The organism is Rhodococcus sp. ACS1, from assembly GCF_002300155.1.
GTDB lineage: Bacteria > Actinomycetota > Actinomycetes > Mycobacteriales > Mycobacteriaceae > Rhodococcus_F > Rhodococcus_F koreensis.
Genome location: NZ_NSDZ01000005.1, coordinates 391,150 through 414,639 on the forward strand (window position 1 = coordinate 391,150; position 23,490 = coordinate 414,639).

23 protein-coding genes and 1 tRNA gene are annotated in these 23,490 nt (G+C 68.0%); 12 read left to right on the forward strand and 12 right to left on the reverse strand.

Features of this window, described 5'->3' with window-relative positions; all coding sequences use genetic code 11:
- The first annotated feature begins 37 nt into the window (after positions 1-37).
- Entirely contained in the window at positions 38-841 is an 804-nt protein-coding gene (locus tag CJ179_RS22535) for a metal-dependent hydrolase (protein ID WP_072938080.1), read from the forward strand.
- Between the two features lie 17 nt (positions 842-858).
- On the opposite strand, the gene CJ179_RS22540 is transcribed toward CJ179_RS22535, so the two are convergent.
- From CJ179_RS22540 to CJ179_RS22550, 3 genes are all read right to left on the reverse strand, one after another.
- Positions 859-1,866 (reverse strand): ABC transporter substrate-binding protein, encoded by a 1,008-nt coding sequence (locus tag CJ179_RS22540; protein ID WP_095862952.1) that lies wholly within the window; start codon positions 1,864-1,866, stop codon positions 859-861.
- Positions 1,867-1,994: 128 nt separating this feature from the next.
- A tRNA-Pro gene (locus CJ179_RS22545) sits at positions 1,995-2,068 on the reverse strand.
- 54 nt (positions 2,069-2,122) lie between these two features.
- Positions 2,123-3,094, reverse strand: coding sequence for a metallophosphoesterase (locus CJ179_RS22550; protein WP_072938076.1), 972 nt, complete (start codon positions 3,092-3,094; stop codon positions 2,123-2,125).
- A 67-nt stretch (positions 3,095-3,161) separates the two neighbouring features.
- Between CJ179_RS22550 and CJ179_RS22555 the strand changes: the two genes are divergently transcribed.
- Positions 3,162-3,629, forward strand: coding sequence for a GatB/YqeY domain-containing protein (locus CJ179_RS22555; protein WP_005248498.1), 468 nt, complete (start codon positions 3,162-3,164; stop codon positions 3,627-3,629).
- 54 nt (positions 3,630-3,683) lie between these two features.
- Here the strand turns inward: CJ179_RS22555 and CJ179_RS22560 are convergent, their stop codons facing one another.
- On the reverse strand, positions 3,684-6,029 hold the full coding sequence (locus CJ179_RS22560; RefSeq protein WP_072938074.1) for a transglycosylase domain-containing protein: 2,346 nt from the start codon (positions 6,027-6,029) through the stop codon (positions 3,684-3,686).
- Between the two features lie 259 nt (positions 6,030-6,288).
- Between CJ179_RS22560 and CJ179_RS22565 the strand changes: the two genes are divergently transcribed.
- On the forward strand, positions 6,289-6,612 hold the full coding sequence (locus CJ179_RS22565) for a WhiB family transcriptional regulator (RefSeq protein ID WP_072938072.1): 324 nt from the start codon (positions 6,289-6,291) through the stop codon (positions 6,610-6,612).
- 67 nt (positions 6,613-6,679) lie between these two features.
- Here CJ179_RS22565 and CJ179_RS22570 read toward each other — a convergent pair whose 3' ends face one another.
- Positions 6,680-7,819, reverse strand: a complete 1,140-nt coding sequence (locus tag CJ179_RS22570; RefSeq protein WP_095862953.1) for an ArsA family ATPase — start codon at positions 7,817-7,819, stop codon at positions 6,680-6,682.
- Positions 7,816-8,832: an ArsA-related P-loop ATPase gene (locus CJ179_RS22575; RefSeq protein ID WP_095862954.1), complete on the reverse strand. Its 1,017-nt coding sequence runs from the start codon at positions 8,830-8,832 to the stop codon at positions 7,816-7,818. Before CJ179_RS22575 ends, CJ179_RS22570 begins: the two co-directional genes overlap by 4 nt.
- A gap of 55 nt (positions 8,833-8,887) precedes the next feature.
- Between CJ179_RS22575 and CJ179_RS22580 the strand changes: the two genes are divergently transcribed.
- From CJ179_RS22580 to CJ179_RS22590, 3 genes are read left to right on the forward strand one after another with little or no spacing between them, the layout of a single operon-like run.
- Positions 8,888-9,052 (forward strand): DUF4177 domain-containing protein, encoded by a 165-nt coding sequence (locus CJ179_RS22580; protein ID WP_005248493.1) that lies wholly within the window; start codon positions 8,888-8,890, stop codon positions 9,050-9,052.
- A 5-nt stretch (positions 9,053-9,057) separates the two neighbouring features.
- A complete protein-coding gene (locus CJ179_RS22585) occupies positions 9,058-9,534 on the forward strand; it encodes a RidA family protein (protein WP_095862955.1) in 477 nt (158 codons plus the stop codon).
- Positions 9,535-9,538: 4 nt separating this feature from the next.
- Complete coding sequence (locus CJ179_RS22590) at positions 9,539-10,330, forward strand: MBL fold metallo-hydrolase (RefSeq protein ID WP_072938065.1); 792 nt, start codon at positions 9,539-9,541, stop codon at positions 10,328-10,330.
- Between the two features lie 63 nt (positions 10,331-10,393).
- On the opposite strand, the gene CJ179_RS22595 is transcribed toward CJ179_RS22590, so the two are convergent.
- Positions 10,394-11,068: a Crp/Fnr family transcriptional regulator gene (locus CJ179_RS22595; RefSeq protein ID WP_005256089.1), complete on the reverse strand. Its 675-nt coding sequence runs from the start codon at positions 11,066-11,068 to the stop codon at positions 10,394-10,396.
- A gap of 218 nt (positions 11,069-11,286) precedes the next feature.
- The gene (locus CJ179_RS22600; RefSeq protein ID WP_072938063.1) at positions 11,287-11,559 is read right to left on the reverse strand and encodes a hypothetical protein; all 273 of its coding nucleotides are present in this window, start codon (positions 11,557-11,559) and stop codon (positions 11,287-11,289) included.
- Positions 11,560-11,580: 21 nt separating this feature from the next.
- Here CJ179_RS22600 and nth point away from each other — a divergent pair, with 21 nt between their 5' ends.
- From nth to marP, 4 genes are read left to right on the forward strand one after another with little or no spacing between them, the layout of a single operon-like run.
- On the forward strand, positions 11,581-12,426 hold the full coding sequence (gene nth / locus CJ179_RS22605) for an endonuclease III (protein WP_095862956.1): 846 nt from the start codon (positions 11,581-11,583) through the stop codon (positions 12,424-12,426).
- A gap of 12 nt (positions 12,427-12,438) precedes the next feature.
- On the forward strand, positions 12,439-13,101 hold the full coding sequence (locus tag CJ179_RS22610) for a TlpA disulfide reductase family protein (RefSeq protein ID WP_095862957.1): 663 nt from the start codon (positions 12,439-12,441) through the stop codon (positions 13,099-13,101).
- The gene (locus tag CJ179_RS22615; protein ID WP_072938058.1) at positions 13,098-13,859 is read left to right on the forward strand and encodes a CoA pyrophosphatase; all 762 of its coding nucleotides are present in this window, start codon (positions 13,098-13,100) and stop codon (positions 13,857-13,859) included. Before CJ179_RS22610 ends, CJ179_RS22615 begins: the two co-directional genes overlap by 4 nt.
- On the forward strand, positions 13,856-15,046 hold the full coding sequence (gene marP / locus CJ179_RS22620) for an acid resistance serine protease MarP (RefSeq protein ID WP_072938056.1): 1,191 nt from the start codon (positions 13,856-13,858) through the stop codon (positions 15,044-15,046). The genes CJ179_RS22615 and marP overlap by 4 nt, the downstream gene beginning before the upstream one ends.
- 3 nt (positions 15,047-15,049) lie before the next feature.
- On the opposite strand, the gene CJ179_RS22625 is transcribed toward marP, so the two are convergent.
- From CJ179_RS22625 to nhaA, 3 genes are read right to left on the reverse strand one after another with little or no spacing between them, the layout of a single operon-like run.
- Positions 15,050-15,988, reverse strand: coding sequence for an alpha/beta fold hydrolase (locus CJ179_RS22625; protein ID WP_072938054.1), 939 nt, complete (start codon positions 15,986-15,988; stop codon positions 15,050-15,052).
- Between the two features lie 9 nt (positions 15,989-15,997).
- Entirely contained in the window at positions 15,998-16,522 is a 525-nt protein-coding gene (locus tag CJ179_RS22630) for a phage holin family protein (protein ID WP_072938053.1), read from the reverse strand.
- A complete protein-coding gene (gene nhaA, locus CJ179_RS22635) occupies positions 16,519-17,754 on the reverse strand; it encodes a Na+/H+ antiporter NhaA (protein ID WP_095862958.1) in 1,236 nt (411 codons plus the stop codon). Before nhaA ends, CJ179_RS22630 begins: the two co-directional genes overlap by 4 nt.
- Positions 17,755-17,930: 176 nt before the next feature.
- Between nhaA and CJ179_RS22640 the strand changes: the two genes are divergently transcribed.
- The gene (locus CJ179_RS22640; protein ID WP_095862959.1) at positions 17,931-19,316 is read left to right on the forward strand and encodes an MFS transporter; all 1,386 of its coding nucleotides are present in this window, start codon (positions 17,931-17,933) and stop codon (positions 19,314-19,316) included.
- 71 nt (positions 19,317-19,387) lie between these two features.
- Complete coding sequence (locus CJ179_RS22645; protein ID WP_095862960.1) at positions 19,388-21,205, forward strand: adenylate/guanylate cyclase domain-containing protein; 1,818 nt, start codon at positions 19,388-19,390, stop codon at positions 21,203-21,205.
- A 51-nt stretch (positions 21,206-21,256) separates the two neighbouring features.
- On the opposite strand, the gene acs is transcribed toward CJ179_RS22645, so the two are convergent.
- Entirely contained in the window at positions 21,257-23,251 is a 1,995-nt protein-coding gene (acs, locus tag CJ179_RS22650; protein WP_095862961.1) for an acetate--CoA ligase, read from the reverse strand.
- Positions 23,252-23,490 lie beyond the last annotated feature (239 nt).

The following is a 23,490-nucleotide window of genomic DNA, read 5'->3' on the forward strand; positions in this document are numbered from 1 at the left end:
CCGTGTCCCGAGTCGGGGTCGAAAGGTGCTGTCTTCCATGGTGATGGGTCCCACCCACGCAATGTCCGGTGCGGCCGTCGGTCTGGCGGTGGCAGATCTGCTGCCGCTCGACTGGGGTGGGCCCACGTCCACCGCCGAGACCCTCACGTTCGCGGCGGTGTGCGCCGGGGCGGCGCTGCTCCCGGACCTCGACACGAGCCAGTCGACGGTGTCGCGTTCGTTCGGTCCGGTCAGCAGCGTCGTCGCGAAGGGTGTCGATGCGGTGTCGCTGGGTTTCTACACGATCACCAAGGGCAAACGGGACGGCAAGCGGCGGGGTGGGCACCGCACGCTCACCCACACCGCCCTGTTTGCGGCCGGCATCGGGGCCGGAGTGTCCGCGCTCGTCGTCCAGTTCGGCAAGCCCGCCATCATCGCGACGCTGTTCGTCTGCCTCGGCCTGGCCCTGCGCGGGCTGGCCGGTGAGCTGGCCAAAGAAAAAGGCTGGCTGGCGGTTTCGGCGGTCGCCGCGGTGCTGTCCGCGCTCACCTGGCAGTCGTATCCCACCGAGGCCGGTTCCACCGGGCTCGGCGTCGCGGTGGCCCTCGGCTGCGCAACCCACTGTCTTGGGGACGCCATCACCAAGGAGGGCGTCCCCTTTCTTGCGCCGTTCCTCACGCTCGGCAAGGAACGGTGGTGGGAGTTCCGGCTCCCGTCGTTCCTGTCCATCCGGGCGGGCGGGCCCTTCGAGAAGGTCGTGCTCGGGCCCGCCCTGACAGTGGCCGTCGGACTCATGGTCATCTGGGCCATCGACGGTGCGCCGCAGGCAATCTACGACGCGTTCGTGCCCGCGCCGAAGTGACTCGGGGATTCGGCGACTCAGGCGGCGAGCATCTTCTCGAGGTCGTCGAGGACGAGCATCGCCCCGGTCGGTCCGAGCGCGAGGAACCAGGTCTCGTCGCTGACGTGCACGGACTTGCCGTCCTTCACTGCCTGCATCTGATTCCACAGCGGGCCGCCGACCACGGTCGACTCGTCGGTGGTCTCGGGTGCGCCGTAGCTGGAGTAGAAGATCCGGTCGGCGTCCGCTTCGCCGATCGTCTCCTGGCTCACCTCGACGGCGAGTTCGTCGATGTTCTGCACCGTGGGGCGCGGGAGCCCGACGTCCTGCAGGATGACACCGATGAACGACAGGTTGCCGTAGAGGCGGATCTTGCCGGACATGAACCGGACCAGCGAGATCGTCGGCTCGCCGGTGATGGACTCCCGGACCTCGTCCGCGCGGGTCTGGTAGGCGTTGAGCACGTCCTCCGCCTTGGTCTCCTCGCCGAGGGCGTCCGCGACGAGCAGGAAGTTCTCCTTCCACGGGAAGCCGGGGCGGATGCCGAATACGGTCGGTGCGATCGACGACAGCTGCGGGTACAGCTTGTCGGCGCGCAGCTTGCTGCCGAGGATCAGATCGGGCTGCAGCGCGGAGATCGCCTCGAGGTTCAGGTTGTTGGTGGTCCCGACGTCCGGGACTCCGGCGAGCTTGTCGGCCAGGTAGGACGGCTGTCCGGCGGCGCTCTCCGGGCTGGCCAGTCCGACGGGCGTGATTCCCAGGGAGAGCACGTCGTCCAGCTCGCCGCCGTCGAGGACGATCACCCGCTCGGGCTTCTTCTCGATGACGGTTTCCCCGAGCGCGTGGGTGATGGTCCGGGGGAAGACGCCGGGTTCGGCATCGGTGCCGAGTTTGGCGGTCTCGGCGTCCGCCGTGGCGAACTGGCGGCCGCCGGTGGCGACGTCGGTGTTGCCGGCGGTCGAACCGGTGTCGGTGGTGCCGCAGGCGGCGAGAAAGACGCTGGCCAGGGCGACCAGCCCGGCGCGTACGTAGAGCCTCGATGACATGAGGTGAGGCTAGCCTGAGGTTTCGGAGCGGTGGCCGCGGGGTCCGGGCAACCGGAAAACGTCCCCACCACGCAGAAGAGGCCTCGACCGGCGAACCGGTCGAGGCCTCTTCTCGGTGTCTCACACTGTCGGGGTGGCGGGATTTGAACCCACGACCTCTTCGTCCCGAACGAAGCGCGCTACCAAGCTGCGCCACACCCCGTGTTGAACCTCGGCTAGCTTACATTACCCAACCAGTCACCATTAAATCCCCTGGTCAATTGCGTAAAACGGTGCTCTCCGACGACTCGGCGCGAGCCCGCGCGGTGTCGGAGTCCGAGCCGCCGCGCTGAGCCGGGACCAACGTCAGGAGCGTCGCCTCGGGGCGGCAGCAGAAGCGGGCCGGCGCCCACGGCGACGTCCCGATCCCGGCGGACACGTGCAGTTGGGTGTGCGCCCCCCACTTGGACGGCCCCTTCACCCGTGAGCGGTCGATGTCGCAGTTGGTGACGAGTGCGCCGTAGAACGGCAGGCACAGCTGACCGCCGTGCGTGTGGCCGGCCAGCACCAGGTCGTACCCGTCGTCCGCGAACCGATCGAGAACCCGCGGCTCGGGCGAGTGGGTGATGCCCAGCCGGAGATCGGCCAGCGGATTGGGCGGACCGGCGATGGTGTCGTACCGGTCGCGCTGGAGGTGCGGATCGTCGACCCCGGCCGACGCGATCCGGACCCCCGACACCTCGAGGTCGCGGCGCACGTGCGTGACGTCGAACCAGCCGCGTTCGGTGAACGCGGCCCGCAGGTCGCCCCACGGCAGCGGCTCGCCGAGGATGCGCTTGCGATCCTTGCGGAAGTACTCGAACGGGTTCTTCGGTTTCGGCGCGAAGTAGTCGTTGCTGCCGAACACGAACAGTCCGGGGCGGGCGAGCAGATTCCCCAGCGCCTGGACCACGGCGGGCACCGCCCGCTGGTGCGACAGGTTGTCGCCGGTGTTCACGACGAGGTCGGGGTCGAGGTTGTCGAGTTCCCGCAGCCAGTTCTGTTTCAGCCGCTGTCCGGGCATCATGTGCAGGTCGCTGATGTGCAGCACACGGAGCGTCGACGACCCGGGTTCGAGCACCGGCATCGTGACCTCACGCAGCGCGAACGCATTGCGCTCGATGAGCGAGGCGTAGCCGATGCCGAGGGCGGCGGCACCCGCCGTACCCAGGGCGGCGCGGGTCAGGTTGGTGCGGAACTCGTCAGACACTCTTCCAGGATACTGATGAGCGCAATCGAGATGCAGTGGACAAATCGGGGCGCGTAGCGTTTCGCCCATGCCAGATTCACTGAAAGCAAGACTGCGCTCCGACATGACGGCCGCCATGAAGGCCAAGGATTCGCTGCGCACCGCCACGATCCGCATGCTGATGGCCGCCGTGCAGACCGAAGAGGTTTCCGGCAAGGAAGCCCGCGAACTCACCGACGACGAGGTGCTGAAGGTCCTCGCGAAGGAGTCGAAGAAGCGCGGCGAGTCCGCCGAGATCTACACCGAGAACGGTCGGGGTGAGCTGGCAGCGCAGGAGCGGGCCGAGGCGCAGATCATCGACGAGTACCTGCCGACGCCGCTGACCGACGCCGAACTCGTCGACGTCGTGGACACCGCCATCGCCCAGGTGGCCGAGGAGATCGGTGAGCGTCCCGGCATGCGTCAGATGGGTCAGGTCATGAAGGCCGCCGGCGCGCTTGCGGGCGGCAAGGCGGACGGTTCGCGGCTCTCGCACGCGGTGAAGTCCCGCCTCTGACCCGCGCGTGAGTGGGAAAGCGTGCGCCTACACACTTTCCCACTCACCTGCGGGTCACCGGGGTATGGGCGGCAGCTGGATCGGCGGCAGGCCGGGCAGCTGGATGGGCGGAACGGGGATTCCCTGAGCCGGGGCCTGCGGGGGAGCGGCCTTCACCGATCCGTCGCTGACGTAGATCGTGATCGTCGACCCCGGAATCGCCGAACCGGACGGCGCCGAGCTCGTGACCGTCCCCTTGGCGACCTGTGACGCGGTGGTGATCGCGTTCACGGTGAATCCGGCTCCCTGCAGGCGGGACGTCGCGGCCGACTGGCTCAGGCCGGTGACGTCCGGAACCTGACCGTTCTGCGAACCCCGCGCGTACTTCTGATCGATCGGCGGCAGCGTCGTCGGCCCGAAGTTGTTGGCGACGGGATTCATCGCAGCGAACCACGTCTGGGCGGGCTCGTTACCGCCGTAGAGATTTCCGTCGCCACAGGGCCGTAGCGGGCCCGAGCAGATCTCGCCCGGTGTCGGCGAGTCGCCGAACACGTAGACGGCGGCGGCGAAGTTGTTGGTGAACCCGAGGAAGCCCGATGACATGTGGGACTCGGTGGTTCCGGTCTTACCCGCCATCGGGAGGGTCCAGCCGGCGCTGCCCGCGGCCCCGGCCGACGTGCCGCCTGCCTTGTCGTCCTTGCTCATGGCGTTGGCGAGGGTGTCCGCGAGGCCGGGCTCGACAACCTGCTCGCAGGCCTGCTGCGTGACCGAGACGGGCTTGCCTTCACGGTCGAAGACCGAATCGATGGGGGTGGGCGGGCACCACTTGCCGTGCGACGCGAGCGTTGCCGCGACATTCGACAGTTCCAGCGGATTGACCCAGGTGGGTCCGAGGGTGAACGAACCCAGATTCTGATCCTTCTGGAAATCCGCCATGCTGCGGTCGTCGAATCCGGAGGTGCCGGGGTCGGCGTACGACCGCAGCCCCAGCCGCACCGCCATGTCGACGGTGGGGGCGACGCCGGTGGCCTGGATGAGCTTGACGAACGCCGTGTTGGGCGACTGTGCGAGCGCGTCCGTCACCGACAGCGACGCCGGGTACTTGCCTGCGTTCTCGACGCAGTACGTGGCCGCCGGGCATCCGCGGGCACCACCGCTACCCATGCCGCGGGCCTCGAACCGTCCGGGGACGTCCAGGACGGCGTTGGTGCCGAGGCCCTTCTCCATGGCGGCGGCGGTCGTGAAGATCTTGAAGATCGACCCGGCGCCGTGACCGGCCAGCGAGTACGGCTGGGCCTGCACGGTTTCGTTGGCGTTCGCGTCGAGACCGTAGGTGCGGCTACTGCCCATCGCGAGGATGCGGTGTGAATCCTGGCCGGGCTGGACCACGTTCATGACGTTGGCGATGCCGTCGAGTCCGGGGCTGGCCTTCGCGGTGAGCGCAGCCTTGGTGGACGCCTGCACCGCGGGGTCGAGCGTCGTCTTGATCAGGTAGCCGCCCTTGTCGATCTGCTCCCGGCTGATGCCGGCGTTCGCCAGGTACTGCAGGGCGTAGTCGCAGAAGAAGCCGCGGTCGCCGGCGGCGATGCACCCGCGGGGCAGCCGGTTGGGTTCGGGCAGCACGCCGAGGGGCGTCTCCTTGAGCTCCCGCAGTTCGGCGGCGCGCTCGGGGATGCTCGAGATCATCGTGTCGAGAACCACGTTGCGGCGTTCGAGGACGCCCTCGGGGTTCGTGTACGGGTTCAGCGCCGAACTGGACTGCACCATGCCCGCGAGCATCGCGGACTGCTGGGTGTTCAGTTCGGACGCGTCGATGCCGAAGTACGTCTGGGCGGCGTCCTGGATGCCGAACGAGGCGTTGCCGAACGGCACCAGGTTGAGGTAGCGGGTGAGGATCTCGTCCTTGGTGAGTTCCTTGTCGAGCGTCAGCGCCATCCGGATCTCGCGGATCTTGCGGGCGGGCGTCGTCTCGATCGCGGCCCGGCGTTCGGCGTCGGTTTTGGCGACGACGAGCAGTTGGTAGTTCTTCACGTACTGCTGGTCGAGTGTCGACGCGCCCTGCTGCACCTCGCCGCTGGTGGTGTTGGTCAGGAAGGCGCGCATCGTGCCCTGCCAGTCGACGCCCTTGTGCTCCGGGAACCGGCGGTCCTCGACGGAGACGATGGCGAGCTTCATCTCGTTGGAGATCTTGTCGCTGGGCACTTCGAAGCGGCGCTGGTCGTACAGCCACGCGATGGGATTGCCCGCGGAGTCGACCATCGTCGAGACTGCGGGAACCGTTCCTTCGACCAGTTCGGCGGAGACGTTGTCGACGGTGTCAGCCGCCCTGTTGGAGGCGTAACCGAAGCCTCCGGCGAGCGGAAACATCACGCCGGCGAGGAGCACTCCTGCCAAGGCGGAGGATCCTGCGAGCTTCCCCACTGTTTTTGCAATCGACACGATCTACAGACTACGTGGGGTCTGAGGGTGCGCTGGTTGGGCGCAGAATTCGGCCAGGAAAATGCCCTGAGCACGGGGTATGGACGGGCGTACCAAAAAAGCATGTTCACCGTCTTGCGCGTGGCGGTTTCTTTACCTAAATTGTTGGAACAGTGTGATGGAGATAACACCCCATCGCTTATGTGGTGCAGCCTCGGCGTGCTACGCGCTGGGTTTGCGCAGACTCGAAGAGGGGAAACGAATGCACATGACCACCCCAACCAGCCGTCTGGACGTCGAGCAAGCAGAAGCGCGAATCGCCTGGGTCACCCAGGCCCGTTGCCGGGAAGTCGATCCCGATCAACTCTTTGTACGCGGCGCAGCACAGCGCAAGGCCGCAACCATTTGCCGGCATTGCCCGGTATTGATGCAGTGCGGAGCCGATGCACTCGACAACCGTGTCGAGTTCGGCGTGTGGGGTGGCATGACGGAACGTCAACGCCGGGCGTTGCTCAAGCAGCACCCCGAGGTGGACTCATGGTCCGATTTCTTCGAAGCTCAGCGGCAGCACCAGTCCGCTGTCTGAGATTCGGGATCGGATTCGCAGTCAGGCAGGACACAGGCGGGTGACCGGTTCTCCGGTAGCGAGCTGATCAGCTCGTCCGGGTGAGCTGGTCGCCTACCGCTCTCAAGGCCTCGAGGTCCGACACCTCGAACGGCAGCGAGGGCACGCCGACGATCGGCACCCGAGGGTGGGCCGCCGTGAACCGGCTCAGTAGTTGGACCTCACGCTTGGCGATCACCGCCCGATGGGCGTGGATTCGCAGCACAGCGGCGGTGAGGGGGTCTTGGTCCCCGAGTTGGTCGGCGGCAGTGACCGCGTGATCGGCCGACAGGGAACTGAGAGTGGGGTGCGTCCGATTCAGGACGAGGCCCGCGAGCGGCATCTCGTCGCCTGCGAGCCGGTCGACGAAGAAAGCCGCCTCACGCAGCGCATCCGGTTCCGCTGCGGCGATCACCAGAAATTTCGTTCCCGGCTGCCGGAGCAATTCGTAAGTGCGCGTTGCCCTTTCCCGGAAGCCGCCGAACATCGAGTCCAGTGACTGGACGAAACTCGAGGCGTCCGACAGCATCTGACTGCCGACGATGGTGGACACACCGCGCAGCGCCAGGCCCATCGCGCCGGTGACGAGCCGGGTGAGGCCGCGGCCGGGCGCGGTGAGCAACCGGATCATGCGGCCGTCGAGAAACGCGCCCAGACGCTGGGGTGCGTCGAGGAAGTCCAGGGCGTTGCGCGACGGTGGCGTGTCGACGATCACCAGATCCCACTCGTCGCTGGAGGCGAGTTGCCCCAGCTTCTCCATCGCCATGTATTCCTGCGTTCCCGAGAACGAGCTGGCGACGGTCTGATAGAAGGGGTTCGCGAGAATCTGCTCCGCCTTCTCCGGCGTGGAGTGCTCGATCACCATCTCGTCGAACGTGCGGCGCATGTTGAGCATCATGGCGTGCAGTTCGCCCGTCGCGTCCGGTCCGAGCTGCACGGGCTGCGGCGTGTTGTCGAGTTCCGCGACGCCGAGAGCCTGCGCGAGCCGGCGTGCCGGGTCGATGGTCAGCACGACCACCTTGCGTCCCTGCTCCGCCGCGCGCAGTGCCAGCGACGCCGCCGTGGTGGTCTTGCCGACGCCGCCGGCTCCGCAGCAGACGACGATCCGCGTTGCCCTGTTCTCCAGAATCCCCGCGACGTCGAGTGCGGAGGCGGTGCGGCGACGCTCGTGTTCAGTTGTCTGGGTCATCGGACACCCTGTTCCGTCAGATATTCCGCGAGCTCGTACAGCCCGCCCAGGTCCACACCGTCGGCGAGGGACGGCAGGTGCAGCCGCGCCCCGTCCACTTCGCTGAGCTGTCCGGCGCTCTCCTCCTGCGCTTCGAGGACGGACGCGTGTTCGATCGTCTCGGTGAGCAACCCGGCGAAATTCTCTTCGTCCAGGGTGATCCCGGTCTTCTGCAGTCCGGCCCGGACGGCCTCGGCGTCGATGCGGCCCTTCGCGACGTCGGCGAGGGTGTCGGCGGGCAGGAACTGCGGGCTGGTGCGGTTGACGACGACGGTGCCCAGCCGCAGGTCGGCGCGGGCCAGTTCCTCTGCGGCGTCGGTGGTCTCCTGCACCGGCAGCGCCTCGAGCAGCGTCACGAGGTGGACGACGGTCTCGTCGGAATGCAGCAGGCGCACCACGCCCTCGCTCTGCGAGCGCACCGGCCCGCCCTTCGCGAGGTCGGCCATCGCCTTCGTCACGTCGAGGAAGTTGCCGATCCGCCCGGTCGGCGGGGCGTCGACGACGACGGCGTCGTACACCCGTTTACCCGACTTGTCGGAGCGCACCACACATTCCTTGATCTTGCCGGTCAGCAGCACGTCCCGGAGACCCGGTGCGATGGTGGTGGCGAACTCGATGGCGCCGAACTTGCGCATAGCGCGGCCCGCGAACCCGAGGTTGTAGAACATCTCGAGGTATTCGAGGAACGCGGTCTCGATGTCGATGGCCAGTGCCATGACCTCTCCGCCACCCTCGGCGGCCGCGACCTTCGTCTCCTGCGGCGGCAGCGGGGGCACGTCGAAGAGCTGAGCGATCCCCTGCCTGCCCTCGACTTCCACCAGTAGCACGCGGCGCCCACCCTCGGCCAGGGCGAGCGCCAACGCGGCGGCCACCGTGGACTTTCCGGTGCCGCCCTTTCCGGAGACGAAGTGCAGCCGGGCCCGCGCGGCCTTCTCGGGCCACGTCGGGGTGAGCTGGTCTGGGGATGCAACCACGGGGTCGAGCCTATAAGTCTGGGAGCCGGGATGTGCGGGGGATAGGCTCACCGGCATGAGTGAATTGACTTCCTGGGAGTACGCCACCGTTCCGCTGCTCACACATGCGACCAAGCAGATCCTCGATCAGTGGGGCACCGACGGCTGGGAACTGGTGACGGTGCTGCCCGGACCCACCGGTGAGCAGCACGTCGCGTACCTGAAGCGTCCGAAGGGCTGAGGGCCGTGGCAGAGACTCGGAACTGGTCCGCTCGCCTGAGTGAACTCGGCATCACGCTGCCGTCCGTCGTTCCGCCGGTGGCCGCCTACGTGCCCGCCGTGCGCACCGGCAATTACGTCTACACGTCCGGGCAGCTGCCGATCGTCGAGGGCAAGCTGACGATCGCGGGCAAGCTCGGCGCCGGTGTGTCGGACGAGGACGCCAAGGCCGCGGCCCGGGCGTGTGCACTCAACGCGCTGGCGGCGGTCGACGCCCTCGTCGGCATCGACTCGGTGGTGCGGATCGTCAAGGTCGTCGGGTTCGTCGCCTCCGCCGAGGGATTCACCGGTCAGCCCGGCGTCGTGAACGGTGCCTCCGAGTTCCTCGGCGAGGTGTTCGGCGACGCCGGGGCCCACGCACGCTCGGCCGTCGGTGTCGCGGAACTGCCGCTCGGCGCCCCCGTCGAGGTGGAGCTCATCGCCGAAGTCCAGCCGGAGTCGTAGAGCCATGACGCTTGCCCATCCGGCCTACGCCCAGGTGCGGGAGGTCACCCCGATCGTCTCGGTCGTGCTCGAAAACAATCCCGGCATGATGACGCTCGACGGAACCAACACGTGGATTCTGCGCGCGCCGGGCCGGGACGAGTGCGTGGTGGTCGACCCGGGCGACGCCGACGAGGAGCACCTCGCCCGCGTCGCGGCACTCGGACCGGTCGCATTGACGCTGATCACTCACCGTCACTTCGACCACACCGGGGGAGTGCAGCGGTTCTTCGAACTCACCGGCGCGCCCGTGCGCTCGGTGGACCCCGAGTTCCTTCGCGGCGGCGGCGAACCCCTCGTGGACGGCGAGACCATCGACGTCGCCGGGCTCACCGTCACGGTGATCGCCACGCCCGGGCACACGAAGGACTCGGTGTCCTTCACCGTGGAAGGTGAGGGCACCGTCCTCACCGGCGATACGATCCTCGGCCGCGGCACCACGGTGCTCGACGACTCGGACGGCGACCTCGCCGACTACCTGTCGTCGCTGCGCCGGCTGCTGGACCTCGGCACCGGACACCGGGTGATGCCCGGCCACGGACCCGAACTGCCCGAACTGAACGTCGTGGCGCAGCAGTACCTCGATCATCGCGAGGAGCGGCTCGACCAGGTGCGGGCCGCGCTCGGTGCGCTCGGGGGCACCCCCACGGTCCGCGAGGTGGTCGAGCACGTCTACTCCGACGTCGACCCGAAGTTGTGGCCGGTGGCGGAGAAGTCCGTCAACGTGCAGCTCGCCTATCTGCGCAGCCTCGACTGACCGCATAACGACTTCGGCCACCCCCTCGCTGTGAGGGGGTGGCCGAAGTCGTGGATGCGGGGACTACCGTGCGCGACGTGCCAGGCGCTCGGAGTCGGAGATCAGCACACTCTTGCCTTCGAGGCGCAGCCATCCGCGGTGCGCGAAGTCGGCGAGCGCCTTGTTGACGGTCTCGCGGGAAGCGCCGACGAGCTGGGCGATCTCTTCCTGCGTGAGGTCGTGGGTGACGCGCAGTGAGCCCGCCTCCTGGGTGCCGAACCGCTGTGCGAGCTGCAGCAGCGCCTTGGCGACACGACCGGGGACGTCCGTGAAGATGAGGTCGGCCAGGTTGTTGTTGGTACGACGCAGACGGCGCGCGAGGACCCGCAGCAGCTGTTCGGCGATCTCGGGGCGGTGGTCGATCCACGCCTTGAGCGCTTCGCGGTCCATGCTGACCGCGCGGACCTCGGTGACCGTGGTCGCGGTGGACGTACGCGGACCCGGGTCGAAGATGGACAGCTCACCGAACATGTCGGACGGGCCCATGATCGTCAGCAGGTTCTCACGGCCGTCCGGCGAGCGGCGGCCGATCTTCACCTTGCCGGAAACGATGATGTACAGGCGGTCACCGGGCTCACCTTCGTTGAAGATGACATGTCCGCGGGGGAAGTCGACAGGCTGCAGCTGCTTGGTCAGCGCCGCTACCGCTGAGGGCTCGACTCCTTGGAAGATGCCGGCTCTTGCCAGGACGTCGTCCACGTGCGCTCCTTGGGAATATTGTTCGTCTGTATGCATATTGTGCGCGATTTGCTGCATGTCGACGATGCCCCGGTGATCCGCGGCGTGTCGCTGTGCAACAGGTACGGCTCTGAAGTCTACGTTGAGACGGCTCGGTCTGAGTGACCGATGCCACGGAAGTCGCAAAAGTTAACCGGATGATGCGTCCGGTGGTGCGTCTTTGCGGGGGTTTCCAGGGGTCAGCTGGCGCGCCGCGAGCCCACTCCGGTGATGTCGGCGTCGTCGGATTCGAAGCCCGACCGCCCCTTGCGACGTCGATGGAAGCGTGCCAATGCGTGGGGGAAACCTTCGTGGGCCAGGGTGGCCACTTCGTCGTGACTTGCCTGGTCGAGGAACTCTTCCACCTCTTGCTGACGAACCGTGAGCCGGCGGAGTCTGAACTCCACCCGCTCCATTGCCAGCGCAAACAGCATCAGCAGCACTGGGAAGAGGACCACAGCGAGACCTTGCATACCGGGAAGTAAACACTGCAAATGTCTCAGAAGCGACACAGCAGCAATTCGGATCGGTCGGGTATCCGTAGAGTTGATCCCGTGCATGCGACCCCCAGCGACGGCTCCGAAGTGCGTGGACGCACCCGTTCGCGGGCCGCGAAGCAGGAAGAAACCCGACTCGGACTCGTCCGGCGCGCCCGGCGGATGAACCGCAGGCTCGCCGAGGCCTTCCCTCACGTCTATTGCGAACTCGACTTCACCACACCCCTGGACCTCGCCGTCGCGACGATCCTGTCCGCGCAGTGCACTGACGTGCGGGTGAACATGGTGACGCCGGCGCTGTTCGCCCGCTACCCCGATGCGAAGGCGTACGCGGAGGCCGAACGGACCGAACTCGAGGAGTACATCCGGTCCACGGGTTTCTACCGAAACAAGACGAACTCTCTGATCGGGCTCGGGCAGGCGCTGCTCGAGCGTTTCGACGGTGAGGTCCCCGGCAATCTGAAGGATCTCGTGACGCTGCCCGGGATCGGCCGGAAGACGGCCAACGTGATCCTCGGCAACGCGTTCGATGTGCCGGGAATCACGGTCGACACCCACTTCGGGCGGCTCGTGCGGCGGTGGAAGTGGACCGAGGAGGAAGACCCGGTCAAGGTCGAGCACGCCATCGGCGCCCTGATCGAGCGCAAGGAGTGGACGCTGCTCTCGCATCGGGTGATCTTCCACGGCAGACGCGTCTGCCACGCCCGCAAGCCCGCCTGCGGGGTGTGTGTGCTCGCTGGCGACTGTCCGTCGTACGGGCTCGGCCCGATCGACCCCGACGTCGCCGCCGGACTTGTTCGTGGACCGGAGACAGAGCATCTGCTGCGTCTGGCCGGCAGGTGAGGGTAGATACGAGTGTCTAGTGCAGCGCGGTGGAGTCTGGCCGCCCTCGTGGTCGTGGTGGCTCTCGTCGTCGCGATCTGGCCGCGGGGCGACGACGCGGAGACGCCCTCGTACGAGGACCGGTTCGGTGCGGGCGGCAGCACCCCGACGTCGGTGAGCGCCGATCCCGACGCGCTCGCGGCACTGAGGACGCAGGCGGGCCTGGCTCCGTGCCCCGCCCCGGCGGCCGCGTCCGGGCCTTCGGCGGATCCGGTGCTGTCCGGCATCACACTGGAATGCGTGGGCGACGGCAGTCAGGTGGATCTGGCGGCCGCGCTCGGTGGTAAACCGGCGCTGCTGAACCTGTGGGCGTACTGGTGTGGCCCCTGCGCCGAGGAGCTGCCCTATATGCAGCAGTTTTCGGATCGTGCGGGCGACGCGGTTACCGTGCTTACGGTGCACACCGATCCCAACGAGTCCAGCGCGCTGTCGCGGCTCATCGATTACTCCGTCACCCTGCCCGGTGTGCAGGACGGCGACGGTCGCGTCCGCGTCGCGGTCGGGGCCCCTCCCGTCCTCCCGGTCTCGGTGCTGATCCGGCCCGACGGCACGGTGGCGAAGGTCCTGCCGCAGCCGTTCCGCAGTGTCGACGAGATCGCGGACGCCGTCGAACAGAACCTGGGGGTGGCGGCATGACGTCTTCCGTGGACGGCGTCGCCGTTCCGCCCTGGCTGCGCCGGGTCGTGCACCGCACGCCGGCCGACCCGCACAGGATCAACCCCGTCCTCGATCGGCGCGCACCCCGTGGTGCGATCACCCGTGAGGCGGCGGTGCTCGTGTTGTTCGGCGGTCCCGTCGAGGCGGACCCGTTGATGTCGGGCGGCCTGCCCGCCGGCGCCGACGTCCTGCTCACCCAGCGTGCGTCCACGATGCGTCAGCACAGTGGTCAGGTGGCATTCCCGGGCGGTGCCAGCGATCCCGGAGACGAGGGACCCATCGCCACCGCGTTGCGGGAGGCCCAGGAGGAAACGGGACTCGACCCGTCCGGTGTCCGCCCACTCGCCGTGCTCGAGGAGATCTTCATCCCGCCGTCCGGCTTCGACGTCACTCCCGTCCTCGCGTACTGGGAGAAGCCCAGCGCGGTCGGCGTGGTCGATCCCGCGGAGGCCGAACGCGTCGCCCGGGTTCCCGTGCACACCCTGATCGATCCGCGGAACCGGTTCCAGGTGCGCCACCCGGCCGGATACCAGGGGCCCGCGTTCGCCGTCGACGGCATGCTCGTGTGGGGTTTCACCGCCGGCATCCTGGCCGCCCTGTTCGCGGTCTCCGGTTGGGAACAGGAGTGGGACCGCCACGACATCCGCGACCTCGACACCGTCCTCGCCGAACTCGACAACGACCTGGACGACGACCACCTGACCCACGGTCACGGCCGGCCGGCGGCCGAGCGATGACGGGCTCGCACTGGATCGACCTGGCGATCGTGCTGATCGCCTTCGTCGCCGCGACGTCGGGCTGGCGTCAGGGCGCCGTGGCGTCGGTACTCGCCTTCATCGGCGTGGTGCTGGGCGCGGTCGCGGGCATCCTGATCGCCCCCCACGTGCTGGTGCACGTGGACGAGGGCCGCGGTCGCGTGCTGGTCGGCATCGCCCTCATCGTGGTGCTGGTCATCGTCGGCGAAGTCGCGGGCATGGTCCTCGGCCGAGCCGCGCGGGGAAGCATGCACAGTCCGGTCGCGCGGTCCGTCGACAGCGTGATCGGCGCCTGCGTACAGGCGGTCGCGGTGTTCGTCGCGGCGTGGCTGCTGGCGATCCCGCTCACGTCCTCGTCCCAGCCTCAGCTGGCGGCGGCGGTGCGCGGGTCGACCGTCCTCGAGACGGTCGACAACATCGCGCCCGCCTGGATGCGGCAACTGCCCACCGAGTTCACCGCGCTGCTCGACACGTCCGGGCTTCCCGACGTCATCGGGCCGTTCGGGCGCACCCCCATCACGACCGTCGACCCGCCGGACGCCAGCGTCCTGGAGAGCCCCGTCGCGTCCTCGCTGCAGTCGAGCGTGCTGAGGATCCGGGGTGTTGCCCCGAGCTGCCAGCGCGCGCTGGAGGGATCCGGGTTCGTCGTGGCACCCGACCGGGTGATGACCAACGCGCACGTGGTCGCGGGAACGGCCGGGATCGTCGTCGACACCGCGAACGGGCCGATGGACGCCGAGGTCGTGCTGTTCGACCCGTCCGCCGACGTCGCGGTCCTCGAGGTGCCCGGACTGGACGCTCCCGTCCTGAACTTCGCGCCCGAACCGGCGCAGACCGGCGACAACGCGCTGGTGCTCGGCTACCCGGGCGGCGGCCCGTACACGGCCAGCGCCGCGCGGGTCCGGGAGATCCTGGACCTCAGCGGTCCCGACATCTACCGGGCGGGCACCGTCCAGCGTGAGGTGTACACGGTCCGCGGTTCCATCCGGCAGGGCAACTCCGGCGGACCGCTCGTCGACAGCGACGGCCGGGTGCTCGGGGTGGTCTTCGGCGCCGCCGTCGACAACAGCGACACCGGGTTCGTGCTCACCGCCGCCGAGGTGTCGCGTCAGTTGCAGGCGGCGTCCGGGGCGTCGGTCGCCGTGGACACCGGGGCGTGCATCCTCTGACGGTCAGGCCGTGCGGGGCGCGACGAGGTCGAGCAGGGCGGCGTTGACGCGTTCCGGGGCTTCCCAGTGCGCGTAGTGGCCGACCCCGGGCACGGTCTGCATCTGCTGGGTGGGTGCGAAGCGGTGGCTGCGGCGCACGGTGTCCGCGAGCACGTACGGGTCGAGGTCGCCGTGCAGGTGCAGGACGGGGATCCGCAGCGTCTGATCCATCGACGCCATGAACCGGCTGCCGTCCGGCCGGAACTGACTGCGGAACGCCCACCGCTGGTACTCCAGGGTGCAGTGCGCGGTGCCGGGAATCTGGATCGCCGACCGCATCCGTGACACGACGACGTCGAATTCCGGATTCTCGGTCCAGCCGGGGCCGGAGCGTTCGCGGATCAACCGCTCGACCTCCGACCCGTTGTCCCGGGTGAGGCGACGTTCGGGACGCCACGGCACCTGGCAGGAGACGAACGAGGGCAGCAAAGCTTTGCGCTGGTAGCGGTCGTGGAGGACGGCCTGCTTGAGCGCGAGTGGATGCGGCGAGCTGACCAGTGCAATCGACCGGACGAGACGAGCATGGAGGACCGCCGTGGCCCAGCAGACCAGGCCGCCGTCGGCGTGCCCGACCAGTGTTGCCTCGCCATAGCCCATCGCCCGGATCAGGCCGGCGATGTCGCCGGCCAGCGTCCACCCGTCGTAGCCGCGCGGCGGTTTGTCGGAATCGCCGTAGCCGCGGAGGTCGACGGCGACGGCCCGGTACCCCTGCTCGGACAGCGCGGTCAGCTGGTGGCGCCACGACCACCAGAAGTCCGCGAACCCGTGCAGCAGGATGACGAGCGGCGCATCCGGTGCGGATGCGCCGACCTCGACGGTGTGGAATCGGATTCCGTTGGCATGGATGTCGCGATGAATCCAGGGGCCGTCGAAACGGACGGTGGACGGATCGGGTGGTGCCACAGGAGCGAGTTACCGCGCGTGACGTCCGGTGGGCGATGCGAGATGGGCCTCCGCATCCGAGTACGACGTGGGCAGCACCGTCTTGGCCTGCCTCAGGGAGTCGATGGTCTTCTCGGGTGCGCGGAGTTTGCGTACCCGCAGATAACCGAGCAGCGCGAGGATCGCCGTCACCACGAGCATGATCAGGAAGACGATCAGGAACGCCAGCCAGCGGGCGATCCACACGTCGAGGAGTTCGGCGAGGAAGAAGAAGAAGAAGAACGAGCTGAACAGCAGCACGGTGAACGCGAGGATGAAGAACAGGCTGCCCTGCAGGCCCTTCTTGACCTCACCGGTGACCTCGGCCTTCGCGAGCTCGACCTCGGCGCGGACGAGGGTGGACACCTGCGCGGTCGCATGCTTGACCAGCGTGCCGAGGCTCGCCTCGCCGGGTGTCTGAGCGTCCACGTCCGTGAGCGGGATCGACGACACCGTGTTCGGCACCCCGTCTCCCGTATAACGCGGGCTGTCTCCCTTGCCGTGAGTGATGCTCACTTGTCGACCCCTCCAGGTAGCTCTTGCACGTCCGAGTCATCCTGCCGGGCCGCATGGGCCCGACCGCGTCGCCACAGTAACGCTGATCCGATCAGCGACGCTGTCAACGATGTCACGAGCACCGCGACCTTAGCTATTTCGGCCGCGCTGCCGTCACCGATTCCCGCAAGCGCGAGATCCGCTACGAGAAGGCTAACGGTGAACCCGATCGCACCGAGCACTGAGAGGGCAAACATGTCCCGGAACCCCAGTGCACGCGGTTTCTTCGCGATACCCAGGCGGATCGCGAGCCAGGAGACGCCGAAGATGCCGACGGTCTTGCCGACGAGGAGCCCGGCGATCACGGACTGCGAGATGGGGTCGGTGAACAGCTGCCCGAGGAGCTCGCTGCTGAGGGCGACCCCGGACGCGAACAGGGCGAACACCGGGACACAGAAGCCCGCCGACAACGGCTGGATGCGGTGCTCGAGGCGGGACGCGGGGGATTCGCGTTCGCCGGGGTCGCGCCGCACCCGGGTGAGGAGGCCGAGAGCGACGCCGGCCAGCGTGGCGTGGATTCCGGCTTGGTGCATGCAGTACCAGGCGAACAGTGCGAGCGGAACGTAGAGCAGTGGGGTGGTGATGCGCCGGTGCTGGGCGACCGCGTAGACGACCAGGCACACGGCGGCGCCCAGCAGCCACAGCAGGGCGATCGAACTGGTGAACAGGACGGCGATGAGCACGATCGCGAGAAGGTCGTCGACGACGGCCAGGCTGAGCAGGAACACGCGGGCGCTCGCCGGGATGCGGGACCCGGTCAGCGCCAGCACACCCAGTGCGAACGCGATGTCGGTGGCGACGGGGATGGCCCAGCCGCGGTCCATGCCGGGTGTTCCGGCGCCGATCGTCGCGGCGATGATCGCGGGCACCACCACCCCGCCGCAGGCCGCGATGATCGGGAGCAGCGCACGTTTGCGGTCGGCGAGTTCGCCCACCACCAGTTCTCGTTTCAGTTCCAGGCCGGCGACGAAGAAGAAGACCGCCAGCAGCCCGTCCTGCGCCCACGTCCCGACCGTCAGGTTCAGGTGGAGCGCCTCCGGGCCGATCGTCCAGTCGCGCAACGCGAAGTAGGAATCCGAGACGGGGGAGTTCGCCCACAGGAGGGCGACCGCGGCGGCGGCGAGCAGGATCGAACCGCCGACCGTCTCGGTGCGGAGGTAGCGGGAGAGTTCGGAGCGGAGGGGCTGGGTCACCGGGGTCGCTCGCTTTCGATGTGGTCGGGGTACGGCAAATGCTCTGCCGACCAGACTTCCCGGCGCACCGAGGAGAGCTTATCCAATTTGCCAAGCGAAAGACACGAGGTGTTCAATTCCTAAGGAATGGACTGTCGTCCCAATAGTTGAAATAGCATCGTGCAGGAGTAAGTCGAGTGAGCAGTGCCGTCGATACGTCGAAGCCAGAACCGGACGGCGGGGCCACCGTCGCCGGCGTACCCAGAAGCCGGATCGTCGTTGCGAGCATGGTGGGAACGTCCATCGAGTTCTACGACTTCTACATCTATGCGACCGCGGCCGTGTCCGTGTTCCCGCATCTGTTCTTCCCCAAGGGAAACGGCACCACCGCCCTGCTGGCGTCCCTCGCCACGTTCGGTCTCGCCTTCGTCGCCCGGCCGCTCGGTTCGATCCTGTTCGGCCACTTCGGCGACCGCATCGGACGCAAGACGACGCTCGTCGGCTCACTCCTCACCATGGGCCTCGCGACGTTCGTGATCGGTCTGCTGCCGACCTACCATCAGATCGGCATCGTCGCGCCCGCGCTGCTGGCGTTGATGCGCTTCTGCCAGGGTCTGGGACTGGGCGGTGAGTGGAGTGGCGCGGCACTGCTCGCGACCGAGACCGCCCAGAAGGGCAAGCGCGCGTGGGCGGCCATGTGGCCGCAGCTGGGCGCGCCGATCGGCTTCTTCCTCGCCAACGGTCTGTTCCTGATCATCACGCTGTTCCTGGACCACGACAACAGCAGCCCCGACCTGGACGGCGCGTTCCTCACCTGGGGTTGGCGGATCCCGTTCCTGCTCAGCGCGATCATGGTGATGATCGGTCTGTACGTGCGGCTCAAGCTGGAGGAGACGCCCGTGTTCGCCCGCGCCGTCGCGCGCGGCGAGAAGGTGAAGACCCCGATCGCCGAGGTGTTCAAGACCAGCTGGCGTCAGTTGATCATCGGCACGTTCGTCATGCTCGCCACCTACACGCTCTTCTACATCATGACCACCTGGGTGCTGAGTTACGGCACCGGCAAGACCCCCGCGCAGGGCGGCACGGGAGCCGGGTTCCATTACACCGACTTCCTGGTGCTGCAACTGGTCGCGGTCCTGTTCTTCGCGGCCGCCGTCCCCGTGTCGGGGTGGCTGGCCGACCGCTTCGGGCGCCGCATCACGCTGCTCACGATCACCGGGTTCATCATGCTGTTCGGCCTCACGTTCGGTGTCATGCTGAACCAGGACGGCATGGGCAACGCCCGCATGCTCGTGTTCCTGGCAATCGGAATGTTGTTGATGGGAATGACCTTCGGGCCGATGAGCGCCGTTCTGCCGGAGCTGTTCCCGACCAACGTGCGCTACACGGGTTCGGGGATCGCCTACAACACCGCCAGCATCCTGGGCGCCGCCGTCGCACCGTTCATCGCCACCTGGCTCGCCACGTCGTACGGCGTCGGCTGGGTGGGCATCTACCTGCTGATCGCCGCCGCGCTCACGTTCATCGCGCTGCTGGTGATGAAGGAGACGAAGAACGAGTCCCTCGACGACGTAGGGGTGTAGTCCCCGTGCGCCTTTCTGGTAGCAGGAGCAACCAGAAAGGCGCACAGGCGCGGAGCGCCTATAGTTCTTGCATGGCGAAAGCCGTGCTGCTGTCCAGGACGGCCCGGATCCGGCTGCCGAAGCAGGATCTGTGGTCGTTCCTCGCCGATACCGATCGGCTCAATCGCAACATCGATCTGTCGCCGGTGCGCTTCGCTCCGATGCTGGACCGCCGGCGCAAGGGGCACTATTCCGCGGAGACGCGTTCGTACGGGCGGCGGGTGCGGTACGAGGAGTTCCCGTTCGAGTGGGTCGAGGGCCGCTTCTATCAGGTCCTTCGACGTTTCTCCCGCGGTCCGCTCGTGGAGGTGTCCACGGGTGTCCGGCTCCACCCGGCCGCCGACGCCACCGAGGTCGAGGTGTTCGCCCGGATCGTCCCGCGCACCCGGTTCGGGACGATCGCCGCGCGAACGCTGCTGGCGCGCACGGGAATAAGGAAGACGGTGGCGCTCGCGCACGCGCTGGAACGACACGTCCGCGACCCGCGCGCGCATGCCGTCCCCGCCCTGCCGCCGCCGGAGCAACTCGACGCAGGCAGGCTGGAACTCCGCACGGCGCAGCTGTCGCGATCGCACGACGCCCCGAACCTGATCGGGCGCTTGGAGTCCCACTTGCGGACCGCGTCCGACCTGGAGGTGACGGGCATGCGCCCGTTCGAGCTTGCGGACCGCTGGGGTGCCGACAGGATACAGCTGCTGTACGTCTTCCTCCACGCCGCGGACTGTGGTCTGCTGGACCTGAGCTGGAGCGTGCTGTGCCCGGTCTGCCGGACCGCGCGCGAGGACGCCGCCCACATTCGACAGTTGCCGAGCCGCGTCCACTGCGACACGTGCGACATCGCGTTCGACACGGACCTCGCGCGGTCGGTGGAGATCCGCTTCGACGTCAACCCGGCCGTCCGCCGGGCGGAGCGGGCCCGGTACTGCATCGGTGGTCCGGCGAATTCACCGTCGGCGGTGGCTCAGTTGCGGCTCGAGCCGGGGGAGCGGCGCTGCGAGCGACTCGAACTCGACCCCGGGTGGCTGCGCATCCGGTGCTACCAGGTGGGCGCCCCGGTGGCCTGGGAGGTCGGTCCGGCCGGCGGCACGCTTCGGGTCGACTGCGGGCCCGGTGAACTCCGAGTGCGTGATGCGCCCGGCACCGACGGTGCCTGCCTGCTGGAGGTCGCGAACCGGCTTCCCGGTGAGGCGCTTGTGGCGGTCGAGCGGGAGCGGTGGAAGGACGCTGCGGCGACCGGCGCGCTCGTGACGTCGCTCGACGGTTTCCAGGACCTGTTCCCGGATCAGGGGGTGGCGCCGGGCGACGAGATCGGGATCGCGAACCTGGCGGTGCTGTTCACGGATCTGAGCGGTTCGACCGCCCTGTACGAGCGCATCGGCGACGTCCGGGCGTTTGCGTTCGTGCAGAGCCATTTCCGCTACCTGCGTGACGCGGTGGTCCGCGAGAACGGCAGCGTCGTGAAGCAGATGGGTGACGCGGTCATGGCGACGTTCGCCGACGCGCGGGAGGGCTGGTCTGCGGCGGCGTCGATGCAGGCGGGCTGGGACGACTTCCGCCGCCGGCACCTCGGCGACGACGACTCGGTGTCGTTGAAAGTCGGGTTGCACCAGGGGCCCGCCGTGATGATCGACAACGCCGGCCGCACCGACTACTTCGGTGCGACGGTCAACCTGGCGGCCCGGGTGCAGGGCTGTGCCGCGGGCGGCGACATCGTCCTGTCCCGGGCCGTTCACGACGACCCGGAGGTGGCGCCGCTGCTCGCGACGTCCGGCTACCGGTGCGACGTCTTCACCACCGGGCTGAAGGGAATCGGCGAGGAGCAGACGCTGTGGAGGCTTCGCCGCCCGTGAGTGGTTGAGGAGTGCAGAGACTCGTCAACCACTCACGGGGCGCGGAGCGCCCTACTTGCCGCGGATCGCGTCGAAGACCTTGGGGTCGACGAGGGTGGAGGTGTCGCCGAGGTCGCGGCCTTCGGCGATGTCCTTGAGCAGGCGTCGCATGATCTTGCCCGACCTCGTCTTGGGGAGTTCGGGGACGATCGTGATCTGGCGGGGCTTGGCGATCGGGCTGATCTCCCGGGACACTTCGGCCTTGAGTTCGGCGATGAGGGTGTCGCCGGTGTTCTCCACACCTTCGCGGAGGATGACGAACGCGACGATGCCCTGGCCGGTGGTCTCGTCGGCGGCGCCGACGACGGCGGCCTCGGCGACGCCGTGGTGTCCGACGAGGGCGGATTCGACCTCGGAGGTGGAGATGCGGTGTCCGGAGACGTTCATGACGTCGTCGACGCGGCCGAGCACCCACAGGGCGCCGTCCTCGTCGTACTTGGCACCGTCACCGGCGAAGTACCAGCCCTGCTCGGGGTAGCGGGACCAGTAGGTGTCGCGGTAGCGGTCCATGTCGCCCCAGATGCCGCGGAGCATCGCCGGCCACGGCTTGTCGAGGACGAGGTAGCCGGAGCCGCCGGCGCCGAGTTCGTTCGCGTCGTCGTCGACGATCTTCGCGGAGATGCCGGGCAGCGGTGCCATCGCGGAGCCGGGTTTGGTGGCGGTGATCCCGGGCAGCGGGGAGATCATGATGGCGCCGGTCTCGGTCTGCCACCAGGTGTCGACGATCGGGGCCTGGTTGCCGCCGATCACCTCGCGGAACCATTTCCAGGCCTCGGGGTTGATGGGTTCGCCCACCGAGCCGAGGAGCCGGATGCTGGACAGGTCGTGGGCGTCGGGGATGTCGCGGCCCCACTTCATGAATGTGCGGACCAGGGTGGGTGCGGTGTAGTAGATGCTGACACCGTATTTTTCGATGATCTGGAAGTGGCGGTGCTCGTCGGGGGAGTTCGGGGTGCCCTCGTAGACCACCTGGGTGACGCCGTTGGACAGGGGCCCGTAGACGATGTAGCTGTGGCCGGTGACCCAGCCGATGTCGGCGGTGCACCAGTACACGTCCTGGCCGGCCTTGTGGTCGAAGACGTTGTGGTGGGTGTAGGAGGCCTGGGTGAGGTAGCCGCCGGAGGTGTGGATGATGCCCTTGGGTTTTCCGGTGGTGCCGGAGGTGTAGAGGATGAACAGCGGGTGTTCGGAGTCGAACGGGGTCGCCTGATGGGTGCCGGACGCCTTGTCGACGGTCTCGTGCCACCACAGGTCCCGGCCCTCGGTGACCTCGACGTCGATGCCGGTGCGCTTGACGACGAGGACGTGCTCGACGGATTCCGCGCCGTCGACGGCTTCGTCGACGGCGGGTTTGAGGGGTGCGGCCTGGCCGCGGCGCCACTGTCCGTCGACGGTGACGACGAGTTTGGCTTCGGCGTCGTCGATGCGGGAGCGCAGGGCGCTGGCGGAGAAGCCGGCGAAGACCACGGAGTGGGTCAGGCCGAGGCGGGCGCAGGCGAGCATGGTGACGATGGCCTCGGGGATCATCGGCATGTAGATCGCGACGCGGTCGCCGGCGACGAGTCCGAGGTCGGTGAAGGTGTTGGCGGCCTTGCTGACTTCGGTGAGCAGGTCGTTGTAGGTGAGGTCGCGGGTGTCGCCCGGTTCGCCTTCGAAGTGGATGGCGACGCGGTCGCCGTTGCCGGCGAGAACGTGGCGGTCGACGCAGTTGAAGGCGACATTCAACTCGCCGCCGACGAACCATTTCGCGACGGGTGCGTCGGAGAAGTCGAGTACCTCGGTGAAGGGCGTGTGCCAGTGCAGGCGCTCGGCCTGTGTCGCCCAGAATGCGAGTCGGTCCTCGTCTGCGGCAGCCTGCAGTTCGGGGCCGGCGTTGGCCGCGGCGGTGAACTCGGGGCTCGGCGGATATACCTGCGGGACGGCATCCGAGTGGTCCGACTGATCCGTCGCTCCGCTCGCCTGTGCGGCATTCCCCGTCGCTCCGCTCGCCTGTGCTGCACTGGTCATTGTGGGCCGGCCTTCTTTCCAGTCTCGAATTCGGCACTTCTAGCACGTGTGAGGGTAGTCACAAGGGCTCCCGAGCGCACCGTTGCACAAGGTTGCATGCCCATATTCTGCGACGATCGGTCGAATGGGCGCGACGGACGGCAAGCGCGGACGACGAGTGGCGACCCCAGCGCCGACGATGTTTCGATCGGATGCCGATTCCGCGAGTTTCACCCGTCGTGGCCACACAGATTGAAACG